Here is a 20,147-nt window from a genome sequence, read left to right as displayed (position 1 = left end):
CTCACATTTCCGTGCCAGTGAACGTCTACAGGGTATGAACAGCAGGCACACCACCATGGATTCCCCGTTGGGGCAGTTGACGCTGACTGCCCGCGGGGAATTTTTGACGGGCATCTTTTATGAGGGCCACTGGCATTTGCCGCCAACCGAGTACTTCGGAGACCCGGTGGAGGCAGAGGATGCCGTGTTCTCGCGGGCCGAGTCGGAGCTCCGTGAGTACCTGGACGGCACCCGGACCATTTTCGGCGTAGCTTTCAAGACCAGTGGGAATCCCTTCCAGGAGCGGGTCTGGGAGCGGCTGCAAAGTATTCCGTTCGGGGAAACAGTCACGTACGGCGAGTTGGCCGCCGAGTTGGGCGATCCCCATCTGGCCCAGGCTGTCGGTTCTGCCGTGGGCCGCAACCCGATCAGCATCGTCATTCCCTGCCACCGCGTGGTTGGTCACAAGGGCCAGCTCACAGGCTACGCCGGGGGATTGACCAACAAGCGATTCCTGCTGGAACTTGAGGAACCCGCGTCCATCAGAGAGAGCGAACTCTTCTGATGGGACCCACTCCGGCAGCACCCATCAAGAGACCCTTCGAGGCGGTGGTCCAAGACCACGGCGCCACAGTCCTTCGGGTGTGCCGCGCAGTACTTGGAATCCACGAGGCCGACGATGCTTGGTCAGAGACCTTCCTCGCAGCCCTGAAGGCGTATGGCGAACTTCCGGCCGATGCCAACGTCGAAGCCTGGCTCGTGACCATCGCACACCGGAAATGCCTGGACCTGCTGCGCGCCACGGGCCGTCGCGCGGTCCCTGTGGACGCACCCCCGGAGGAGCCGTCCCGGATCGGTATCCCTGGTGATGGGCACGCGGATATCCTCGAGGCCGTGGGCCAGTTGCCACCAAAGCAGCGCCAGGCCGTGGCCTACCACTACCTGGCAGGCCTTCCCTACAAAGACATCGCGGAGCTGCACGGCGGCACTCCCGAGGCCGCACGTCGCGCCGCAGCGGACGGCGTCAGGGCACTCCGGGCTGCCCTCGCCCGCCCATCCATGAAGTCCCACCCCACCCTGGTACCGGCAACACTGAAAGGAGCCTCCCGATGACCCCCGAATCCTCCCCGGACCACGGCGATATTGCCACCCTCCTGAAGCCCTTGGATTCCGGACTTGAAACAGCGCTGGCCAGTCTTCATGCCCGCCTGATCCGTGACGCCCTGGATGACAATTCGCTGGAGATCGCCTACACGGTGGTCGATTCCCCGGTCGGCAAACTCCTCCTTGCCAGCACCGCGCAGGGAATGGTTCGTGTGGCCTTTGAACTGGAGGACCACCAGGCAGTCCTGCAACTCCTTGCAGACACCGTCAGCCCCGCCATCCTGAAGGCTCCGTCGCGCCTGGACGAGGCCGCCAGGCAGCTGGACGAGTACTTTGGCGGCACACGCCGCAGCTTTGACCTTCCCCTCGATTTCCGGCTGGCACGCGGGTTCAGGCTGGATGTGCTCCATCATCTTCCCCGGATCGCCTACGGCAGCACCGAGAGTTACGCCCAAGTGGCCCAGGCCGCGGGCAGTCCCAAGGCCGTCAGGGCAGTCGGCACCGCTTGTGCCACCAACCCCCTGCCGGTGATCGTCCCTTGCCACCGGGTGGTCCGCTCTGATGGCTCGTACGGCGGGTACCTTGGCGGCACCGACGCCAAACGCACGCTGTTGAACCTGGAGGCGGCATGAGCGATGACGCGCTGTTTCCGGTGGAGCTTGTCCAGCCGGACACGCACGACGCCGGTCCCCGCCTGATTGCCCCGGGTGCCGTCCACGTGCCGGGTTGGCTCAGCATGGAGCAACAGCGATGGATCGTTGACCGTTTCGGCGAGTGGACCCGTGGTCCTGTGCCGTTGCGGGCAGCAACCCTGCCCGGCGGCCACCAAATGTCCGTCAGGACGGTATGCCTCGGCTGGCACTGGCAGCCGTACCGTTACACGCGGGAGGCTACGGATGTAAACGGCCGTCCCGTTCTGGACTTCCCGGACTGGATGGTGCGCCTCGGCAGGAAGGCTGTCGCGGCCGCCTACGCCCCGGAACTGGCCAAGGACGCATCATTGGCTGACCTGGCCGCGGACTACACCCCGGACGCAGCCCTGGTGAACTTCTACAACAATGCTGCAGCCATGGGCATGCACCAGGACAAGGATGAGCACTCGAACGCCCCCGTGGTTTCGCTGAGCATTGGCGATTCCTGCGTCTTCCGCTTCGGAAACACAGAGACCCGCACCAAGCCGTACACGGACGTCCACTTGCGCTCCGGAGACCTCTTCGTCTTCGGCGGCGCTTCGCGGTTCGCCTACCATGGCATCCCCAAGGTGCATCCCGGAACGGCACCCGCGGACTGCGGTCTCTCCGAGGGGCGGATCAATATCACCATGCGCGTCACAGGATTGTCGTAGCCAGCAGGCAGAATAATCCACAGAACACCCACCCGTGGCGGACCGCACCCTGGCTGCTGCGGAGGATGCCACAGAGGAGCACCGCATGACCCCGGGAGAGAACGGCACCATTATTGGCCAGGACGGCCTTGCACGGCCCGTGTGGGCCGCATCAGACCCGTTGATGCAGTCCTACTACGATCACGAATGGGGCATGCCGGTCCGGGACGAACAGGGGATGTACGAGCGCATCAGCCTCGAAGGCTTCCAGGCGGGCCTGTCCTGGGCCACTATTCTCCGGAAACGCGAGGCCTTCCGAGAAGCCTTCATGGACTTCCACCCGGAGAGCGTTGCAGCTTTCACGGAGGAAGACGTGGAAAGGCTCATGTTGGACGCCGGGATCGTCCGCAACAGGCTCAAGATCCGCGCTGCCATCACCAACGCCAAAGCCACCATTGCCTTGCGCCAGGAGGGCGGGCTGGTGGACTTCGTGTGGTCCTTCAAGCCCGACTCCACGCCGGCACCCAGAACCTTGGCAGACATTGCCACCACGTCGCCGGAGTCCATCGCCCTTTCCAAAGCCCTCCGCAAGAAGGGTTTCGCCTTCGTCGGTCCCACCACCATGTACGCGCTCATGGAAGCCATCGGGATCATCGACACCCATCTAGTGGACAGCCATAGGCGCGGGTCTTCAGGCGTCTGGGATTAACCGCTGGGATAAGCCACACCGACTGTCCACAGAAGTGCGTAAAGTTATCCACAATCGGGGATAACTTATGTGGACATCCACGCATTTACTGCCTCGTTCCCCGCCATTGCGGCAACCACGGGCATCCAACGGCGCTGAACAGGGTTATACCCACTGTGCATCACCCTGTGGATAGTGTTCGCTTCTTCATGGAAAGTTCATTTCCGGAGCATTGCGTCCTTCACTCTGCGCCGGGCTGCCGGGTTTCCGTCACGGGTCCTGGCAAAAGTTGTCCTGGGGGCGACTATCCACTTAACAACAAGCAACTACACTCAAGATATCCACAGATGGGGAAAAGGTGTGGGTTGATGCCAGGAATCCCGCGAATTGGCGGGCTTTCGAGGGCTCATCCACCCATGAACTACACAGCTGTAAGTTACTAACAGTGTTGATAAGCCTGTTGATACCCCCTTATTAACAGGTGGATTAACAGGGTTTTCCACAACTCGGGCGCCAAGTGGCCCTTTGTCCACATAAACACCCCCTACGGGGACAAAGTTATCCACAGATGTGGATGAAAACATGCCAAACGGGGGATATCTACCCGCTTTTCCCCGGATGCAGGCCTCGCCGAAGCTAACTACACAGATGTAAGTTACACACAGTGTGGATAACATCTGTGGATAAGCAACATGCGGGGCAGTGAACGGGGGAGAGGCATGGGCGGCGAGACCAAGATTGACTTCAAACGGGAGATCCACAGCTACAAGGCCCGTGCAGGGCAGCTGGAACTGGTGACTGTTCCTCCGCTGCAGTTCCTCATGGTGGATGGGCACGGTGATCCCAATACGGCCCAGTCCTACACAGACGCACTCTCCACCCTTTATCCGGTCGCCTATACGCTGAAGTTCTTCAGCAAGAAGGAGCTGGGCCGTGACTATGCAGTCATGCCCCTCGAGGGCCTGTGGTGGTCCGGGGACATGGCCAGCTTCACCAGCTCACGGGATAAATCCAAGTGGGACTGGACCATGATGATCATGGCTCCGGACTGGATCACTCCGGAGCACGTGGATGCAGCACGAGACACTGTGGCGGGCAAGGGCGGTGCGCCCGCCCTGGATTCACTGCGACTGGAAAGCCTTGACGAGGGTTTGGCTGTGCAGACCCTTCACGTGGGCCCCTACGACGCTGAGGGGCCGGTACTGGAGGAAATGCACCATGGCTACATCCCGGAGAACTCGCTGCGGATGACCGGAAAACACCACGAGATCTACCTCAGTGATGCCCGAAGGACTGCTCCTGAGAAACTCAAGACCATCCTCCGGCAACCCGTAACCCGCAACTGACCTTCCCAACTAAGTCGCAGTTGAGGCCGTTATGAGCGCTTCATAACGGCATTAACTGCGACTTAGTTGGGTGGAACGGCAGCTAGCCGGCAGAAACCCGGAACCAGGTAACGATCGCCAGAAGGGCGGCAACGAGGACCAGTCCACCCACTTGAAGGAGTGCCTGGTTCTTGCCGCGGGGAGCGTAGGCGATGGCCGCTGCTGCCAGGCCGCCAGTAATCAGGCCACCCAGGTGGGCTTGCCAGGCGATGCCCGGGATGAAGAAACCGATGGCACCGTTGATGGCTATCAGGACCCACAGCTGGCGGGTTTCGCCACCCCGATGGCGCTGGACCACCAGCATGGCTCCGAAGAGACCGAAGATCGCACCGGAGGCACCCACAACTCCGATGGCAGGTTCATCGGGCGTCAGGAGCAGGAACCCCACAGAACCACCCACGGCGGACAACACGTACACTGCCAAATACCGGACACGCCCGAGCAAGGGCTCAAGGGCTTGGCCGAAAATCCACAGGGTGTACATGTTCAAAACGATGTGGAGCAGGAAGCTCTGCGAGTGAAGGAACGCCGCCGTCAACATCCGCCACGGCTCCTGCTCCGCCAGGACGTTGGCGAACGCAAACTCTCTGTAGACGGCGTTTCCAGGGACAATCCACTGCAAAATGAAAACCAGGACGCACAGCCCAATGATCGTGTACGTCACCAAAGGCCGGCCCACGGCCAAGGCACCGCCATACGCAGAACGGTAGGCCGGCGTCGTGCGTTTTTGTTCGTTGACGCAGTCAACGCATTGGAACCCGACGGCGGCCGCCCGCTGGCACTCCGGGCACGCAGGGCGCCCGCAACGCTGGCACCTGACGTAGGAGGGCCTGTCCGGGTGCCGGGGGCACACCGGAATATCAGCGGACGGCTCGGCCGACGGGACTCCGTAGCTCATAAGTTCTGGCTAGAGCTGTTCGATGTCGATGCTGTTGATGACCACGTCTTCAACAGGACGGTCGCCCATGCCGGTGCGAACGCCTTCAATTGCGTCAACAACCTTGCGGGATTCCTCGTCCGTGACCTCGCCGAAGATGCTGTGCTTGCCGAACAGCCAGTCGGTGTTGACCGTGGTGATGAAGAACTGGGAGCCGTTGGTGCCCTTGCCCATCTGGATACCGGCGTTGGCCATGGCCAGCTTGTACGGAGCGTTGAAGGTCAGCTCAGGGTGGATTTCGTCATCGAAGTTGTAGCCCGGTCCGCCGACGCCACGGCCGAGGGGATCGCCGCCCTGGATCATGAAGTCCTTGATGATCCGGTGGAAGATGGTGCCGTTGTACAGCGGGGTACCGGTCTTGTCTTCGCCGGTCTCCGGGTGGGTCCAGGACTTTTCGCCGGTGGCCAGGCCAACGAAGTTGGCGACCGTCTTGGGGGCGTGGTTGCCGAAGAGGTCAACCTTGATATCGCCCAGGCTCGTGTGGATTGTTGCTTTTGCGGTTGCAATGGTCATGGGCCCATTGTTTCATGCAGGGTCAACGCCGTGGCGGCCCGAAAGCCGGTTCCGCGCTCGGTGAAATCCGGCAAGAATCTTACGGATGAATGGCCCGTGTTCCGTGGGACACGTAGGCTAGCAACAAACCAGCATGTGTATCGGGAGGTAGTTGTGAAGAAATCAGACCGTATTGCCCGCGACATTGAACACTCTGTTGCGACCGGCGTAGACAACGCCCGCGACTGGGCAGCGCCACGTGTTGAAGCAGCCGTCAACTGGGCTGTTCCGCGTATCCAGCACGGCATCGACAGCGCATCTCCCAAGATCCAGGAAGGCCTGAAGTCGGCTGCCCATAATCTTGCGGACGGCGTTGAGAAGGTCACACCGAAGATCCAGGACGGCCTCGCCCAGCTGGCCCCCAAGATCCACGATGCCGTCGAGGACGCAGCTCCCAGGATCCAGGAAACCCTCAATAAGGCCACTCCGGCCTTGGGCGTTGCCAGGGACAAAGTGGTTGACGAGTACCTACCCAAATTGTCCGAACAGCTGGGGCATGCCTCTGTAGCGGTGCACCATGCCCTGGAGAACGCTCCGGCGCAGGTGGATGCCGTGGCACAGAAGCTGGTGGACTCCGGCGTTGTCCACAGTGTCCAGGAACAGGCACAGGCCACCGGCAAGCACATCAAGGCTGTTGCCGACGAGACCACCAAGGCTGTGTCCAAGCAGTTGGGCAAGCAGCAGAAGCCCAAGAAGCGCGGCTGGCTGGTAGTCACCGTGATCGCCGCCGCCGTTGCTGCCGGCGTAGCTGCCTGGAAGGCTGCCAAGCCGGTTGAGGACCCGTGGAAGACGCCATCACCGGTGACTCCAACCCCCGCGCCCGTTCCGGCTGACGCTGCGGCCTCGGCCTCGGCAAGCGCCAAGGAAGCAACCGCCGCAGTGGAAGAAACCGCCAAGGACGTCGCAGAAAAGACCGAGGAAACCACCGCCAAGGTCGCCACCGACGCCAAGACGGCCGTCAAGAACATCGCTGCCAGCATCCACAAGGATGAGGAGAAGGGCTCCGAAGCCTAGGTTGCACAGCTCAGTCAGCCGCATAATTCTGAAGGGATCCCGCCACAGGGGTCCCTTCAGTGTTATTCAGCTTGTAACCCGGGCGTCCGCTGGTGGCGGAGGGCCGGGTGTTAGATTTGAAGGGATGTCAGCTGATAGACCCGTGATGGGTGAACTCAAGGACGTCCCGGAGCCGCCGGGCGTTTCAATTGTCATCCCGGCGTACAACGAGGAAAGCGTCATTCGCCAGTGCCTCATCGCTGCCATCTACCAGTCTGTTCCTGCCGAGGAAATCATCGTGGTGGACAACCTGTCCACGGACCGCACAGCCAGGATCGTGCGGCAAATGCAGCAGGAATACCCCGAAAGCCCCATCATCCTGCTTCGACAGGCAGACAGCCAAGGCCTCATCCCTACGCGCAACTACGGCCTCAACCATGCCACCGGCCAGATCGTGGGCCGGATCGACGCCGACTCGGTGCTTGAGCCCGACTGGGTGGAACAGGTCCAGAAGGCCTTCGCCGATCCCACCGTCCAGGCGGCCACGGGCCCGGTGGTCTACTACGACATGCCCATGCGCCGCTTCGGACTGAAGGCAGACGACAAAATGCGCCAGCTGATGCTCCGGCTGGCCAAGCACCAGTACCACTTCCTTTTCGGTTCCAACATGGCCCTCCGGCGCTCGGCGTGGGAAACCATCCGCGACGAAGCATGCCTCGACGAAAAGGATGAGATGCACGAGGACATTGATTTGTCCCTGCACTTGGCCGAGCACGATCTCCACATCCAGTACTGGCCGCAAATGGTGTCCGGTATGTCCGCGCGGAGGCTCGAGGATTCGCCCCGGGATTACCGTTACTACGTCACGCGCTTTGACCGGACGTACAAGGCCCACAACGTCAAGAAGATGGCCTTGAAGGCGCCCATGGTGGTCTTCTTCTCGGTGTACTTCCCCGCGAAGCTGCTGCGCGCCATCCACGCGGCCAACGCTGCCCAAGGCGGCGTCCGGCGCGGTGGCCTGTAGCCCGTCTGCTTAAAGCACGACTTAAAGCAGACGGCGGCTGCTTCAGTCCGTGCCCAGCTCGGCTTCGCGCCGGTCTTCTTCGATCCGGCCGCGCCGCTGCCCGATCACCACCACAGCCAGGCCAACCAGAATCAATGCCAGCCCGGCGTAGGTGCCGCCGGGAAGAGTCTCGTTGAGGAAAACGGCGGCGAGGATGGCCGCCCCGGGAATCTCCAGCAGGATAATCATGGACACCACCAGCGGACTCATGGTGGCCAGCAGGTGGTTGAACGCAGTGTGCCCCACCAATTGCGCGCAAAGGGTGATGGCAATAATCCCAAGCCAGCCTCCGGCGTCGAACCCTGAGAGCGGCTGGCCGGCCACCAAAGCCATGACGGCAACCAGCGCGGCACACATTCCGTAGCAAAGGGCCGTGTAGGTTCCGGTGCCCATCGTCTGGCGGGCCTTGCCTCCAGCGATGGTGTAGAGGCCGGCCAAGGCACCACCGGCCAAGGCCAAAACATCGCCCAGGAGCGCTTCGGGGGAGGAGCCCATGTCGAAGCCGGTAATGGCAACCACACCACCGAACGCAATTCCCAAGCCAAGCAGCACCGGCCAGCGGTGGCGTGTTCCCCGAAACAATTGGAAGACGGCAATCCACGCTGATTGCAGGCAAACCAGCGCCGTGGCCGCGGCAACGGACGTCAGCTGGAGCGCAGTGATGAAGCAAGCGAAATGGAAGGCCAGGGCAACAGCCGCGAACGCCGACCACCCGAATTCGCGCCGGGTGACCCTGCCGAACTGCCTGGGCGTCCGGATAGCCACAGGGGCGGCCATAACCACAGCGCCAATCGCGTTCCGCCAAAAGGCAATCGCCAAGGCTGTCACCGAGGTGGCACCGAGTGTGCCGGCGATCAGTGGTCCGGAGGAGGCGACGCCCAAAACACCCAGGGCGGAAATGAGGAGGTTCACGCATCAACCTTAGTTGGGCAGGAAAACCGGAACCGCACTATCTGCGGCGTGATCAGTGTGATTGTCTTGACACATCGTTCCAGAAACCTAGGGGATACCTGATTGAACGCAGCACCCGCCCATCCCGGAGCCAAGCGGCGGCGCCGGGCCTTGATGCTGTCCGCTGCTGCGATTCTGGTAGCCGCACTCGTTGCGGGCTGGCTTATTGCGTCCAAGGACCGGCAGCCCGCCCCTGGCGGCCATCCAGCAAGCCTTCCCGGCGTCTATCCGGTGCCACAACGCGCAAGCACCCCGTCCGGTCCTTCGGTGCCGCTGAACGGTCGGGTGTACATCGTGGCGCCGCCGGGGACGGACCAGCCGTCCCTTGCAGCGGTCCAGGACCTGGTAAAGGACAGCGGCGGCACCGGTGAGGTGGTAGCCACAGTGGACGGTTCGGCCGATGGTTCCTCAGCTGTCTACCTTGGAACCTCGGAGGGATCTTCCGCAGGAACGGTGCTCAAGGAGCTCGGGCGGGACAGTGCGGACTCCAACCAGGAAGCACTCAAGCGTGCCGAAGGCTATGCGATGGCCACGGGAACCTCCGGAGGAATCCCGACGGCGGTCCTCACCGGAAGCGATGCGGACGGCCTCTTCCACGCTGTCCAGACCCTTCGCCAGGTAGTGAAGGACGGTTCAGTTCCTCCGATCCGTGTCAGTGACTGGCCGTTGATGGAGACCCGCGGCGTCATCGAAGGCTTCTACGGCACGCCTTGGTCCCATCAGGCCCGGTTGGACATCATCGAGTTCGCTGCCCGCCAGAAGATGAACACCTACATCTATTCGCCCAAGGACGATCCCCTCCTGCGGGACAAGTGGCGGACGCTTTACTCGGACCAGGAGCTCACGGAACTGCAGGAGCTCATCGATACTGCCACGGCCAACCACATCCGCTTCACGTACGCGTTGTCGCCAGGGATCGATGTTTGCTATTCGCGGGACGCTGACCTGGAAGACGCCGTCACCAAGCTCGAATCGCTCTACTCTTTGGGTGTGCGGTCATTCGTTATTCCCTTGGACGACATCGCCACGAAGGTCCAGTGCACCGAGGACGTCAAAGAGTTCGGCTCCGGCCAAGCCAACCTCGCGAAGGCCCAGGCTTCCTTCCTCAACGAACTGAACCAGCGCTTCACTGCCGGCAAACAGGGCCTCCAACCGTTGGAAACAGTGCCCACCTTCTACTCCGGTTCAGGCAGCACGCCCTACAAGAAGGAACTCGGCCAGGCGCTGGATCCCGGAATCGTGGTGCAGTGGACCGGAGAGGACGTGGTGTCCCACCGCATCACCCGGGACTCTTCCGAAACCGCCCGGCGCAGCTACGGAACGCAAGGAGCGCCGCGGGACCTCGTCATCTGGGATAACTACCCGGTGAACGACTTCTCGCAGGACCACCTCTTCCTGGCCCCGCTCATAGGGCGGGAGGCAGACCTCTACCAATCGATCCGCGGTGTTGTCACCAACCCCATGATCCAGCCCTACCTGTCCTTGCCCGCGATCTTCAATTACGCCGACTACTCCTGGAACGGCCCGGCCTACAGTCCGCAAAAGTCCATGGACGCCGCGCTGGCACAGGTTTCCGGTCCGGATCCGGAGGTGCAGGCCGCCGTTAAGGCGTTCGTGGACCTGAACCAAGACTGGCAGGACGACGAGCTCACACCGTCGGCCCCGGCACTGCGGCGCGATATTGACCAGTTCTGGAGCGATTACGACGCCGGCAGGTCACCTTCCGGGGGATTGCGGGATCGCGCTGCGCTGCTGCAGCGACTGCCCGAGCTCCTGCCGAAGATGGCCGTCCCGGGTTTTGCAGACGATGCCACGCATTGGGCTACCGCCGCAGGTGAGTACGGCCGCGGCGTCACCGCGGCCTTGTCCACGCTTGATGCTGCAAAGAAGGGTAATTCAGCGGCGGTTGCTGATGGCCGGAAGAGCGTACAGGCAGCGCTGGCCTCCGCTGGCGCGAAGACCCAGCCCACACTCGATCTTGGCGTTGTTACCCCCGTGCTGGGCGACAGCGAACTGAAAACGTTCCTGGAAAGGGCCCTGAAGACAGTCCCACCCAACTGAGTCACATTTGTGCGCGTTTTGAGAGTTCTAAACGCGACCCAGATGGGAGCCTACGGCACGTGTGGGCGGAACGGCTTAAACGAAATAGTCCCGGTCATTCCTGACCGGGACTTTCCTTATGGTGGAGGCAAGGGGACTCGAACCCCTAACCCCCTGCTTGCAAAGCAGGTGCGCTACCAATTGCGCCATGCCCCCATAAGAAGCAACCCGTCAATCATACCCCACCTCAGGACCGGTTCTAACCAGTCCCAGAGCGGTAGTCCCGGCTAGTCCACCTTGTCGGTTGACTTGCTCCAGACATCTTTCCGGGCTTCGGATTCCTGTGCCTTTTTATAGACCAGGACACCTGCGACCGCCGCTGCAACTACAACCAGCAACTTTTTCACAAGTACCTCGTTCCGGTTCAGTTTCCTGAACCTGTTAGGTTCCGTGGGCGTACCAGGACTTGAACCTGGGACCTCTTCGTTATCAGCGAAGCGCTCTAACCGCCTGAGCTATACGCCCCGATGCCTCATCGGGCCGAGATATGACTGTACAGCACATCCCGGCCCGATCTCAAATCGAGGCATCTTCGGGTTGGATTTCCGCGTGAATCGGCGTAAATCCGGGGATTTCGACTAGTCGTCGGTGAGGGTCACTCCGATGCCGCCAACCAACGTTGCCGAAATGTTATACAGCACGGCCGAGAGCATCGAGAGTGCAGTCAGCAGGACCACGTTCACCACGGCAATAATGGTGGCGAAAGAGGCCACCTGGCCCAGGGAAGCGATCTTCTTCAGCTCGAAGCCACTGCCTTCAGAACCGGCGAGGGTGCCCAGGAGGCTGTCCACCTGGTTGAAGATGCCGGTAAGGTCCAGCACAGTCCAGAGCACGATCGCGGCGACAACCGTGACAATACCCAGGGCCACGGACAGCAGGAAGGCCATCTTCAGGACTGACCAAGGGTCCACCTTGCTAACCAGGAGCCGGGCACGGCGAACCTTGGCCTTGGGAGCAGGCTTGACCAGGCCCGGACCGCCTTGTGCAGGACGCTGTCCGGGAGCGCCGGCAGGGCGCTGCCCGGCGGAAGCGGGACGCTGGCCGGGTTGGGCCGGACGCTGGCCGGCCGCACCGGCGGGGCGCTGGCCTGGAGCCCCGGCCGGACGCTGCGGGGAGCCGCTCGGGGTCGCCGGGCGGGCGGCTCCGGCGCCAGGCCGCTGCTGCGGCGGCGCGGGCGTTCCTGCCTGGGTGTTGCCTGCTGGCTGCCGGAGTCCGCCGGGGACACCTGTGCTCGGCTTGGGATATGAGTCGGAATTACTCACTCGTTACCTCCGGTGTTGTCTTCATTCAGCTCCGCGCCCGCTTCGGTATCCGGGTCTGCGTCGTTTTGCGTTTCTGACGTGACGATCGCTTCAGCAGCGCCGTCTTCTGCAGCCAACGTTACGTCATCGTCCTGCCCGTCTTCGGATTCTTCGCCTTCCAAACCGCGTTCGCTGTTGCGGGCAACCTCGATGATGCGGTCGTTCTTGTCCGGCTTGGCGAAGATGACGCCCATGGTGTCACGCCCCTTGGCGGGGACGCCACTGACGGCCGAGCGGACAACCTTGCCGCCCTCCATGACCACCAGGACTTCATCCTCTTCCTGCACGATCAAGGCGCCCACCAGGTCACCCCGGTCTTCGGCCAGTTTGGCAACCTTGATACCCAAGCCACCGCGGCCTTGCAAGCGGTATTCGTCGACGGCGGTGCGCTTGGCGTAACCGCCTTCGGTCACCACGAAGACGAACGAGCCGTCCTGGACTACATCCGCGGCCAACAATTCGTCATCTTCACGGAACTTCATGCCCGTCACGCCGGACGTCGCACGTCCCATGGGACGCAGGGCATCATCGGTGGCCGTGAATCGGATGGACTGGCCCTTGCGGGAAACCAGCAGGAGGTCGTCGGTTTCGCTGACCAGCTGGGCGGAGACCAGTTCGTCTTCGTCCCGCAGGTTGATCGCGATGACGCCGGCCGAGCGGTTGGTGTCGTAGTCCTCAAGCCGGGTCTTCTTGACCAGGCCGTTCTTCGTAGCCAGCACCAGGTACGGAGCCTGCTGGTAGTCGCGGAGGTCCAGGACCTGGGCAATGTGTTCGTCCGGCTGGAACGCCAGCAGGTTGGCCACGTGCTGGCCCTTGGCGTCACGCCCGGCTTCAGCAAGTTCGTAGGCCTTGGCACGGTACACGCGACCCAGGTTAGTGAAGAAGAGCAGCCAGTGGTGGGTGGTGGTCACGAAGAAGTGCTCAACAACATCGTCACCGCGCAGCTGCGCGCCCTTGATGCCCTTGCCGCCGCGCTGTTGCGAACGGTAATTGTCGCTGCGGGTCCGCTTGACGTAACCACCCCGCGTGATGGTCACGACCATTTCTTCTTCGGGGATCAGGTCTTCCACGGACATATCGCCGTCGAAGCCCATGAGGATCTGCGTCCGGCGGTCGTCTCCGTGCTTGGCAACGATCTCGGCGAGCTCTTCACTGATGATCTGGCGCTGGCGTTCTTCCGAGGCCAGGATCGCGTTGTACTCCTCGATCATGGCTTCGAGTTCTGCGTGGCGGTCCTGGATCTTCTGGCGTTCCAGCGCTGCAAGTCGGCGAAGCTGCATGTCCAGGATGGCGCGTGCCTGGAGTTCGTCGATCTCCAGGAGTTCCATCAGGCCCTCGCGTGCCGCCTCCGTGGTGTTGGAGGCACGGATCAGGGCAATGACCTCGTCCAGCATGTCCAGCGCCTTGAGCAGCGCGCGCAGGATGTGGGCTTCTTCCTCGGCCTTGCGCAGGCGGTACCGGGTGCGGCGTGCAATGACGTCCATCTGGTGTGCAACCCAGTGCCGGATAAAGGCATCCAGGCTCAGGGTGCGAGGGACGCCATCCACGATCGCCAGCATGTTTGCAGAGAAGTTGTCCTGCAGCTGCGTGTGCTTGTACAGGTTGTTCAGTACAACCTTGGCCACGGCGTCGCGCTTGAGCACGATCACCAGGCGCTGACCGGTACGGCCCGAGGTCTCGTCACGGAGGTCCGCGATGCCTTGGATCTTGCCGTCCTTGACCAGTTCGGCAATCTTGATGGCCAGGTTGTCCGGGTTGGCCTGGTACGGAAGTTCGGTGACCACCAGACAGGTACGGCCCTGGAGCTCCTCAACATTCACCACGGCCCGCATGGTGATGGAGCCGCGGCCTGTCCGGTACGCCTCCTCGATGCCCTTATGGCCCAGGATCGTGGCGCCCGTGGGGAAATCAGGTCCCTTGATGCGCACCAAGAGCGCCTCGAGCAGTTCTTCACGCGTTGCACCGGGGTTGTCCAGCGCCCACTGCACACCGTCAGCGACCTCGCGGAGGTTATGCGGTGGAATGTTGGTTGCCATGCCTACGGCGATGCCGGAGGAGCCGTTGACCAGGAGGTTCGGGAAGCGCGCCGGCAGGATGGTGGGTTCCTGGTTCTTGCCGTCGTAGTTGTCCTGGAAATCGACGGTTTCCTCGTCAATGTCCCGCACCATCTCCATGGCCAGCTGGGCCATCTTGGTTTCGGTGTAACGCGGAGCTGCGGCGCCGTCGTTGCCCGGGGAACCAAAGTTGCCTTGGCCCAGGGCCAGCGGATACCGCATGGTCCAGTCCTGGATCAGGCGGACCAAAGCGTCGTAGATGGCCATGTCGCCGTGCGGGTGGTAGGTACCCATGACGTCGCCCACAACGCGGGCGCACTTGTTGAACGCGCGGTCCGGGCGGTAGCCGCCGTCGAACATGGCGTAGAGCACGCGGCGGTGGACGGGCTTCAGGCCGTCACGGACGTCGGGCAGCGCGCGGCCGACGATGACGGCCATGGCGTAGTCCAGGTAGGAGCGCTGCATTTCCGTCTGCAGGTCTACTTGTTCCACGCGGTCGGTCAGCACATCGCCCTCGAGGATCACGTTCTCGGACTCGGGGTTTTCCGCCGGGACTTCAGGAGTTTCGTCGCTCATAATCTAAGTTTTCCGTTTCAGGTATATGTCAGATCTGGAATATTCAGGAACCCTGTAGGGCCCTAGATATCAAGGAACCTGACGTCCTTGGCGTTCTGCTGGATGAAGTTTCGGCGCGATTCCACGTCCTCGCCCATCAGCACGGAGAAGGTTTGGTCTGCCGCCAGCGCGTCATCCATGGTCACCTGCAGGAGGGTGCGGCGCTCAGGGTCCATGGTGGTGTCCCACAGTTCCGTGTAATCCATCTCGCCAAGGCCCTTGTAGCGCTGGATGCCGTTTTCCTTGGGCAGCCTCTTGTTCAGGGCGGCACCGTTACGGATGGTTTCATCGCGTTCGCGGTCACTGAAGACGTAGTCGTGTGCAGCGTTGGACCACTTGATCCGGTACAGCGGGGGCTGGGCCAGGTAGACGTAGCCGTTCTCGATCAAAGGACGCATGTAGCGGAACAGCAACGTCATCAAGAGTGTGGTGATGTGCTGGCCGTCAACGTCGGCATCGGCCATGAGCACGATCTTGTGGTAACGCAGCTTGGAGATGTCAAAGTCCTCCCCGATGCCCGTACCGAAGGCCGTGATCATGGACTGGACCTCGGCATTGCCGAGGGCCTTGTCCAGGCGGGCGCGCTCCACGTTGAGGATCTTGCCTCGAAGCGGGAGGATGGCTTGGGTTTCCGGGTTGCGGCCGCGCTTGGCGGATCCACCTGCGGAGTCACCCTCCACAAGGTAGACCTCGCAACGCGACGGGTCCTTGGAGGAGCAGTCGGACAACTTGCCGGGCATACCGAAGGATTCCAGCGGGCTCTTGCGGCGTGCATTATCGCGGGCCTTGCGGGCGGCCATGCGGGCCTGCGCGGCCTGGATGGCTTTGCGGATCACGTCGCGGGCAGGGCCGGGGTTGCGCTCAAGCCAATCGCCCAACTGGTCCGTGACCACGCGCTGGACGAAGCCCTTGACCTCGGAGTTGCCCAGCTTGGTCTTGGTCTGGCCCTCGAACTGGGGCTCGGACAGCTTCACCGAGATGACGGCGGTCAAACCTTCACGGATGTCGTCACCCGTAAGGTTGTCTTCCTTCTCTTTGATGATGCTCTTCTCCCGCGCGTAGCGGTTGATCAGGGACGTCATCGCTGCACGGAAGCCCTCTTCGTGCGTTCCACCTTCATGGGTGTTGATGGTGTTCGCGTAAGTGTGGACGCTTTCCGAGTACGCAGTGGTCCACTGCATGGCTACTTCCACGGAGATGTGGCGCTCGGTGTCCTCGGTTTCGAAGGCGATGACGTCCTCGTGGACAATTTCCACCTTCTTGTTGGAGTTCAGGTGCTTGACGTAGTCCAGCAAACCGTCGGGGTATTCGTAGATAACCGTCCGGTGTTCGGCAGCAACTTCGCCTTCGGTGGCCACGGCGTCGAGATCCAGATCGTCTTCGCCTGACTTTGCGGGCGGCCGCTCATCCGTCAGCGTGATCTTCAGGCCCTTGTTGAGGAACGCCATCTGCTGGAAGCGCGCCCGCAGCGTCTCAAAATCGAACTCGGTGGTCTCGAAGATGGTGCCGTCCGGGTAGAACGTCTGCGACGTGCCTGTTTCCTCGGTGGCCTCACCCTTGACCAGTTCGCCCTGGGGCTTGCCGCCGTCGGCGAAGGACATACGCCAGACGTGGCCTTGGCGGCGCACTTCCGTCTCCACGCGCCGGGACAGCGCGTTGACCACGGAAATACCCACGCCGTGAAGGCCGCCGGAAACGGCGTACCCGCCACCACCGAACTTGCCGCCGGCGTGCAGGATGGTCATGACCACCTCAACCGTGGGCTTGCCTTCCGTGGGGTGGATGTCCACGGGGATGCCACGGCCATCATCCACAACCTTGACGCCGCCATCGGCTTGGAGGGTAACTTCAATGTGGCTGCAGAAGCCGGCCAGGGCCTCATCGACAGAGTTGTCCACAACTTCATAGACCAAGTGGTGCAAGCCCCTCGGTCCCGTGGAGCCGATGTACATGCCGGGGCGCTTGCGTACGGCTTCGAGCCCTTCCAGCACGGTGATGTCGCTGGCGCCATATTCCCTGGGTGCTTCCGCCGCGGCTGGCGTGGAAGCTGCCTCCCCCGCGGGCTCTACTGCCAAGGTCTCTGCATTGTCGTTAGCCACAGGCGCTTTCGACTCCTCTGTGATAGATGACGGCCGCGCCGCATCAGGCCCCGGCATGCGCGGAACCTTCAAAGGCACGTGACTGATTGCGCCGATTACTCCAACGAAGGGGGTCCTGGATCCACCACAGTGGATCCCGAACCCCTGACGGTGTTTCACCGGCGCTCAGTATCTAGGTCAATTCTATCGTGGAAAAGCCCGAATCCCTGCAAATACGAGGGCAGCCGAGAGCTGAATATGCCGATGGGAGGCCACTGGCCCCCTCTGGAACGGCCCTGTGGAGGTCCCGATGGGGGCCTATACGGCCCGGGGGCGTTGAATCGCCCTGCACGCCGTTCAGCCGTATGTGTCCCGTGGGCCCCGACCGTTCACGCTGCGCCCGCCTTTTCGCCAGTTGGGCGCCGACGGACCGAGGACCTGGATGCTCGTGACAACGCCGTCGCCCAGCTCTTTCCGGAACATCTCCAGCAAGCTGGTGCTCAGCAAACGGAGCTGGGTGGCCCATGCCGTCGAATCGCAACGGACCTGGAGGGTAGTGTCGGTGAAGCTCTCCGGTGTGCAGTGGGCCGCGATGTCCGGTCCTACCAGTGCATCCCATTCGGCCATGACGGATCCCACGGCAACCGGCGACGTCCAGCCGCGTTCGGCAACCAGGCGGCCCACCACTTTTCCCAGGCCCAACGGATCGCGGCCGCTTCCGTGGAACTGCGAAAATCCCTTGGTGTCGCGCAGGCCGGTCCGTTTGGGAGTGGATCCGGGGCGGGGAGCGCGTTGACGCACTTCACCGCGCGCGGCCGCGGCTTCGCGCATGCGGTTCAAAGCGGCCTGGGCTGCGTCGATTTCGTCAGGATCCCGGCCGGGTTGACGTCCGTCGGCGCTATCCCTCGCCATCGATGCCTCCCGGAACAACGGTTATGCGCCGTCCGGCCAGCTCCTCCGGGATGTCGGCGTCGACGGCGGCGGTCACCAGCACCTGTTCGGCACCGGCCACGATTGCTGCCAGTTTACGCCGCCGCTGGACGTCGAGTTCAGCGAAGACATCGTCCAGGATCAGGATCGGTGCCGTGCCACCGGTTTGGGCGTCGTCGAGCATCACGTAATACGACGCCAACCGCAGGGAGAGGCACATGGACCACGTTTCGCCGTGCGAGGCGTAGCCTTTGGCGGGTGCCTGGCCCAGGACCAGTTCGAGTTCGTCCCGGTGCGGACCCACCAAGGAAATTCCGCGTTCCAGTTCCTTTTTCCTGCTTGCCGCAAAGGCCTGGATGTACCGCTCGGTGAGCTCGTCCACGGACAGCAGCCGGAGGTCCTCGGCCGACGCCGGAGGTTCCGTTGACGGGGCGCCTGCACCGCCGTCGTCGTCAAGGATGCCCTGGATGGTTGAGCGGTAAACCGCACCGGCGTCCTTGGAACCGTCCGTCAATTGTGCATAGGCGCTGTTCAAGTGCGGACGCAGACGTTCCACCAGCTCGAGCCGGGCGTGCAGGAGTTGGGCGCCGGCGCGTGCCATGTGCTGGTCCCAGACATCCAGGGTTGCCTCGTGCCCTGCGGTGAACTTTCCGGTTCGGGCGGATTTCAGGAGCGCGTTCCGCTGCTTCAAGACACGGTCATAGTCGCTGCGGGTCGCCGCGTGCCGAGGAACCAGGCTCACCAGCAGTTCGTCCAGGAAGCGCCGGCGGTTGGATGGATCCCCCTTGACCAAGGCGAGGTCCTCCGGAGCGAACAACACGGTTTGGCAAATGCCCAGGATGTCCCTGGCCCGCACCGGGTTTCTGCGGTTGATGCGTCCACGGTTGGCACGGCCGGCGTTGATCTCCAGCTCGATGATGCTGGACTGTTCGCCACGCACCAGCCGTGCGCGGATCAGGGCACGTTCGGTTCCGAACCGGAGCAGCGGGGCATCTGAACTGACGCGGTGTGAGCTCAGCGTCGCCAGATAGCCGATGGCTTCCATCAGGTTCGTCTTGCCGATCCCGTTGGAACCCACCAGGACAGTCACGCCCGGGCCAAGCTTCAGGTCAACCTGGGCATAGCTCCGGAAGTCGGTCAGCGAGAGATGTTCGAGGTACACGCCGTTTGCTGGACTCCTGCGGCCTTAGTTGGCCGGGCGGGTAGCGTGTCCGCCGAACTGGTGGCGCAACGCGGAAACCATCTTCATTGCGGGTGAAGTGTCCTCGCGAGAAGCGAAGCGGGCGAACAGCGCAGCCGTGATGGCTGGAGCGGGCACGGCATTGGCGATTGCTTCCTCAACCGTCCAGCGGCCCTCACCGGAGTCTTCCACGTAGTCGTCGATCGAGGCCAGGCCCGGATCTTCGTCGAGTGCCTTGACCATGAGGTCCAGGAGCCAAGAACGGACTACGGTTCCCTTCTGCCACGCCCGGAACGTCCCCGGCAAATCCTTCACGATGTCCTTGGCAGCCAGCAGTTCGTAGCCTTCGGCGTACGCCTGCATCAGGCCGTATTCGATTCCGTTATGGACCATCTTGGCGTAGTGGCCGGCGCCGACTCCGCCAACGTGGACGAAGCTGTCGGCGCGGTCGCCTTCCGGACGGAGGGCATCGAACACCGGCATGGCCAGCTCAATGTCTTCCTCGGAGCCGCCGGCCATGAGTCCGTAACCGTTCTGCAGGCCCCACACACCGCCGGAAACGCCGCAGTCGGCGAAGCGAATGCCCTTCTCGGCCAAGGCTGCGGCGTGCTTTTGGTCTTCGGTGAAGCGTGAGTTTCCGCCGTCGATCACCATGTCACCGGGGCTCAGTTTCCCGCCAAGCTCCGTGACTACGGCATCGGTGATGGCGCCAGAAGGAACCATGACCCAGACCAGCCTCGGAGTGGGCAGTGCGGCAATAAGGTCATCGACCGTTGCTACGTCGGTGACCTCCGGATTCCGGTCGAAACCAGTTACCTCAATGCCACCGTTCCGCATGCGCTCACGCATGTTGAAACCCATTTTTCCAAGACCGATCAGTCCAATGTGCACAGTGCGACTCTTTTCTGCGGAG

General features: G+C 62.4%; 19 protein-coding genes and 2 tRNA genes. 9 read left to right on the top strand and 12 right to left on the bottom strand.

The window, feature by feature from the left end:
- The first annotated feature begins 34 nt into the window (after positions 1-34).
- The 6 genes from ACH488_RS11305 (at position 35) to ACH488_RS11280 (ending at position 4,441) form a co-directional block, all read left to right on the top strand.
- Positions 35-544: a methylated-DNA--[protein]-cysteine S-methyltransferase gene (locus ACH488_RS11305; protein ID WP_397324239.1), complete on the top strand. Its 510-nt coding sequence runs from the start codon at positions 35-37 to the stop codon at positions 542-544.
- The gene (locus tag ACH488_RS11300) at positions 544-1,092 is read left to right on the top strand and encodes an RNA polymerase sigma factor (RefSeq protein ID WP_397324238.1); all 549 of its coding nucleotides are present in this window, start codon (positions 544-546) and stop codon (positions 1,090-1,092) included. Before ACH488_RS11305 ends, ACH488_RS11300 begins: the two co-directional genes overlap by 1 nt.
- Complete coding sequence (locus tag ACH488_RS11295; protein ID WP_397324237.1) at positions 1,089-1,715, top strand: methylated-DNA--[protein]-cysteine S-methyltransferase; 627 nt, start codon at positions 1,089-1,091, stop codon at positions 1,713-1,715. Before ACH488_RS11300 ends, ACH488_RS11295 begins: the two co-directional genes overlap by 4 nt.
- Positions 1,712-2,428, top strand: coding sequence for an alpha-ketoglutarate-dependent dioxygenase AlkB family protein (locus tag ACH488_RS11290; RefSeq protein WP_397324236.1), 717 nt, complete (start codon positions 1,712-1,714; stop codon positions 2,426-2,428). The genes ACH488_RS11295 and ACH488_RS11290 overlap by 4 nt, the downstream gene beginning before the upstream one ends.
- Before the next feature lie 85 nt (positions 2,429-2,513).
- Positions 2,514-3,116: a DNA-3-methyladenine glycosylase I gene (locus ACH488_RS11285; RefSeq protein ID WP_397324266.1), complete on the top strand. Its 603-nt coding sequence runs from the start codon at positions 2,514-2,516 to the stop codon at positions 3,114-3,116.
- Positions 3,117-3,814: 698 nt separating this feature from the next.
- Entirely contained in the window at positions 3,815-4,441 is a 627-nt protein-coding gene (locus tag ACH488_RS11280; protein ID WP_397324235.1) for a GyrI-like domain-containing protein, read from the top strand.
- An 82-nt stretch (positions 4,442-4,523) separates the two neighbouring features.
- On the opposite strand, the gene ACH488_RS11275 is transcribed toward ACH488_RS11280, so the two are convergent.
- Both ACH488_RS11275 and ACH488_RS11270 read right to left on the bottom strand, forming a co-directional pair.
- Positions 4,524-5,378 carry a rhomboid family intramembrane serine protease gene (locus tag ACH488_RS11275; RefSeq protein ID WP_397324234.1) on the bottom strand — a complete coding sequence of 285 codons (855 nt, stop codon included), beginning with the start codon at positions 5,376-5,378 and terminating at the stop codon, positions 4,524-4,526.
- 9 nt (positions 5,379-5,387) lie between these two features.
- Positions 5,388-5,930 (bottom strand): peptidylprolyl isomerase, encoded by a 543-nt coding sequence (locus ACH488_RS11270; RefSeq protein ID WP_397324233.1) that lies wholly within the window; start codon positions 5,928-5,930, stop codon positions 5,388-5,390.
- Between the two features lie 153 nt (positions 5,931-6,083).
- On the opposite strand from ACH488_RS11270, the gene ACH488_RS11265 reads away from it, so the two are divergent.
- Both ACH488_RS11265 and ACH488_RS11260 read left to right on the top strand, forming a co-directional pair.
- The gene (locus ACH488_RS11265; protein ID WP_397324232.1) at positions 6,084-6,983 is read left to right on the top strand and encodes a hypothetical protein; all 900 of its coding nucleotides are present in this window, start codon (positions 6,084-6,086) and stop codon (positions 6,981-6,983) included.
- Positions 6,984-7,107: 124 nt separating this feature from the next.
- Positions 7,108-7,986, top strand: a complete 879-nt coding sequence (locus ACH488_RS11260) for a glycosyltransferase (protein WP_397324231.1) — start codon at positions 7,108-7,110, stop codon at positions 7,984-7,986.
- Positions 7,987-8,028: 42 nt separating this feature from the next.
- Here ACH488_RS11260 and ACH488_RS11255 read toward each other — a convergent pair whose 3' ends face one another.
- Positions 8,029-8,937 (bottom strand): DMT family transporter, encoded by a 909-nt coding sequence (locus ACH488_RS11255; RefSeq protein WP_397324230.1) that lies wholly within the window; start codon positions 8,935-8,937, stop codon positions 8,029-8,031.
- A 102-nt stretch (positions 8,938-9,039) separates the two neighbouring features.
- On the opposite strand from ACH488_RS11255, the gene ACH488_RS11250 reads away from it, so the two are divergent.
- Positions 9,040-11,037, top strand: a complete 1,998-nt coding sequence (locus ACH488_RS11250) for a beta-N-acetylglucosaminidase domain-containing protein (protein ID WP_397324229.1) — start codon at positions 9,040-9,042, stop codon at positions 11,035-11,037.
- Positions 11,038-11,156: 119 nt separating this feature from the next.
- On the opposite strand, the gene ACH488_RS11245 is transcribed toward ACH488_RS11250, so the two are convergent.
- The 9 genes from ACH488_RS11245 to gnd all read right to left on the bottom strand — a co-directional run bounded on the left by ACH488_RS11245 (position 11,157) and on the right by gnd (position 20,125).
- Positions 11,157-11,232 (bottom strand) — tRNA-Ala (locus ACH488_RS11245).
- A gap of 71 nt (positions 11,233-11,303) precedes the next feature.
- On the bottom strand, positions 11,304-11,423 hold the full coding sequence (locus ACH488_RS11240) for a DLW-39 family protein (RefSeq protein ID WP_310208192.1): 120 nt from the start codon (positions 11,421-11,423) through the stop codon (positions 11,304-11,306).
- Between the two features lie 44 nt (positions 11,424-11,467).
- Positions 11,468-11,541 (bottom strand) — tRNA-Ile (locus ACH488_RS11235).
- Positions 11,542-11,654: 113 nt separating this feature from the next.
- The gene (locus ACH488_RS11230) at positions 11,655-12,338 is read right to left on the bottom strand and encodes a DUF3566 domain-containing protein (RefSeq protein ID WP_397324228.1); all 684 of its coding nucleotides are present in this window, start codon (positions 12,336-12,338) and stop codon (positions 11,655-11,657) included.
- A complete protein-coding gene (gyrA, locus tag ACH488_RS11225) occupies positions 12,335-15,007 on the bottom strand; it encodes a DNA gyrase subunit A (protein WP_397324227.1) in 2,673 nt (890 codons plus the stop codon). Before gyrA ends, ACH488_RS11230 begins: the two co-directional genes overlap by 4 nt.
- A gap of 62 nt (positions 15,008-15,069) precedes the next feature.
- Entirely contained in the window at positions 15,070-17,145 is a 2,076-nt protein-coding gene (gene gyrB, locus ACH488_RS11220) for a DNA topoisomerase (ATP-hydrolyzing) subunit B (protein WP_397324226.1), read from the bottom strand.
- A 336-nt stretch (positions 17,146-17,481) separates the two neighbouring features.
- A complete protein-coding gene (locus ACH488_RS11215; protein ID WP_397324225.1) occupies positions 17,482-18,036 on the bottom strand; it encodes a DUF721 domain-containing protein in 555 nt (184 codons plus the stop codon).
- Positions 18,023-19,216 carry a DNA replication/repair protein RecF gene (gene recF, locus ACH488_RS11210; protein WP_397324224.1) on the bottom strand — a complete coding sequence of 398 codons (1,194 nt, stop codon included), beginning with the start codon at positions 19,214-19,216 and terminating at the stop codon, positions 18,023-18,025. Before recF ends, ACH488_RS11215 begins: the two co-directional genes overlap by 14 nt.
- A gap of 24 nt (positions 19,217-19,240) precedes the next feature.
- Positions 19,241-20,125, bottom strand: coding sequence for a phosphogluconate dehydrogenase (NAD(+)-dependent, decarboxylating) (gene gnd, locus ACH488_RS11205; RefSeq protein ID WP_397324223.1), 885 nt, complete (start codon positions 20,123-20,125; stop codon positions 19,241-19,243).
- Positions 20,126-20,147: the final 22 nt, after the last annotated feature.

Source organism: Paenarthrobacter sp. NPDC018779 (assembly GCF_044391085.1).
Taxonomy (GTDB): Bacteria; Actinomycetota; Actinomycetes; order Actinomycetales; family Micrococcaceae; genus Arthrobacter.
This window is presented reverse-complemented; position numbering and strand designations above follow the sequence as displayed.

Coding starts and splice junctions, on each gene's coding strand:
- ACH488_RS11305 (WP_397324239.1), top strand. CDS start 35: ATGAACAGCAGGCACACCACCATGGATTCCCCGTTGGGGCAGTTGACG.
- ACH488_RS11300 (WP_397324238.1), top strand. CDS start 544: ATGGGACCCACTCCGGCAGCACCCATCAAGAGACCCTTCGAGGCGGTG.
- ACH488_RS11295 (WP_397324237.1), top strand. CDS start 1,089: ATGACCCCCGAATCCTCCCCGGACCACGGCGATATTGCCACCCTCCTG.
- ACH488_RS11290 (WP_397324236.1), top strand. CDS start 1,712: ATGAGCGATGACGCGCTGTTTCCGGTGGAGCTTGTCCAGCCGGACACG.
- ACH488_RS11285 (WP_397324266.1), top strand. CDS start 2,514: ATGACCCCGGGAGAGAACGGCACCATTATTGGCCAGGACGGCCTTGCA.
- ACH488_RS11280 (WP_397324235.1), top strand. CDS start 3,815: ATGGGCGGCGAGACCAAGATTGACTTCAAACGGGAGATCCACAGCTAC.
- ACH488_RS11275 (WP_397324234.1), bottom strand. CDS start 5,378: ATGAGCTACGGAGTCCCGTCGGCCGAGCCGTCCGCTGATATTCCGGTG.
- ACH488_RS11270 (WP_397324233.1), bottom strand. CDS start 5,930: ATGACCATTGCAACCGCAAAAGCAACAATCCACACGAGCCTGGGCGAT.
- ACH488_RS11260 (WP_397324231.1), top strand. CDS start 7,108: ATGTCAGCTGATAGACCCGTGATGGGTGAACTCAAGGACGTCCCGGAG.
- gyrA (WP_397324227.1), bottom strand. CDS start 15,007: ATGAGCGACGAAACTCCTGAAGTCCCGGCGGAAAACCCCGAGTCCGAG.
- ACH488_RS11215 (WP_397324225.1), bottom strand. CDS start 18,036: ATGGCGAGGGATAGCGCCGACGGACGTCAACCCGGCCGGGATCCTGAC.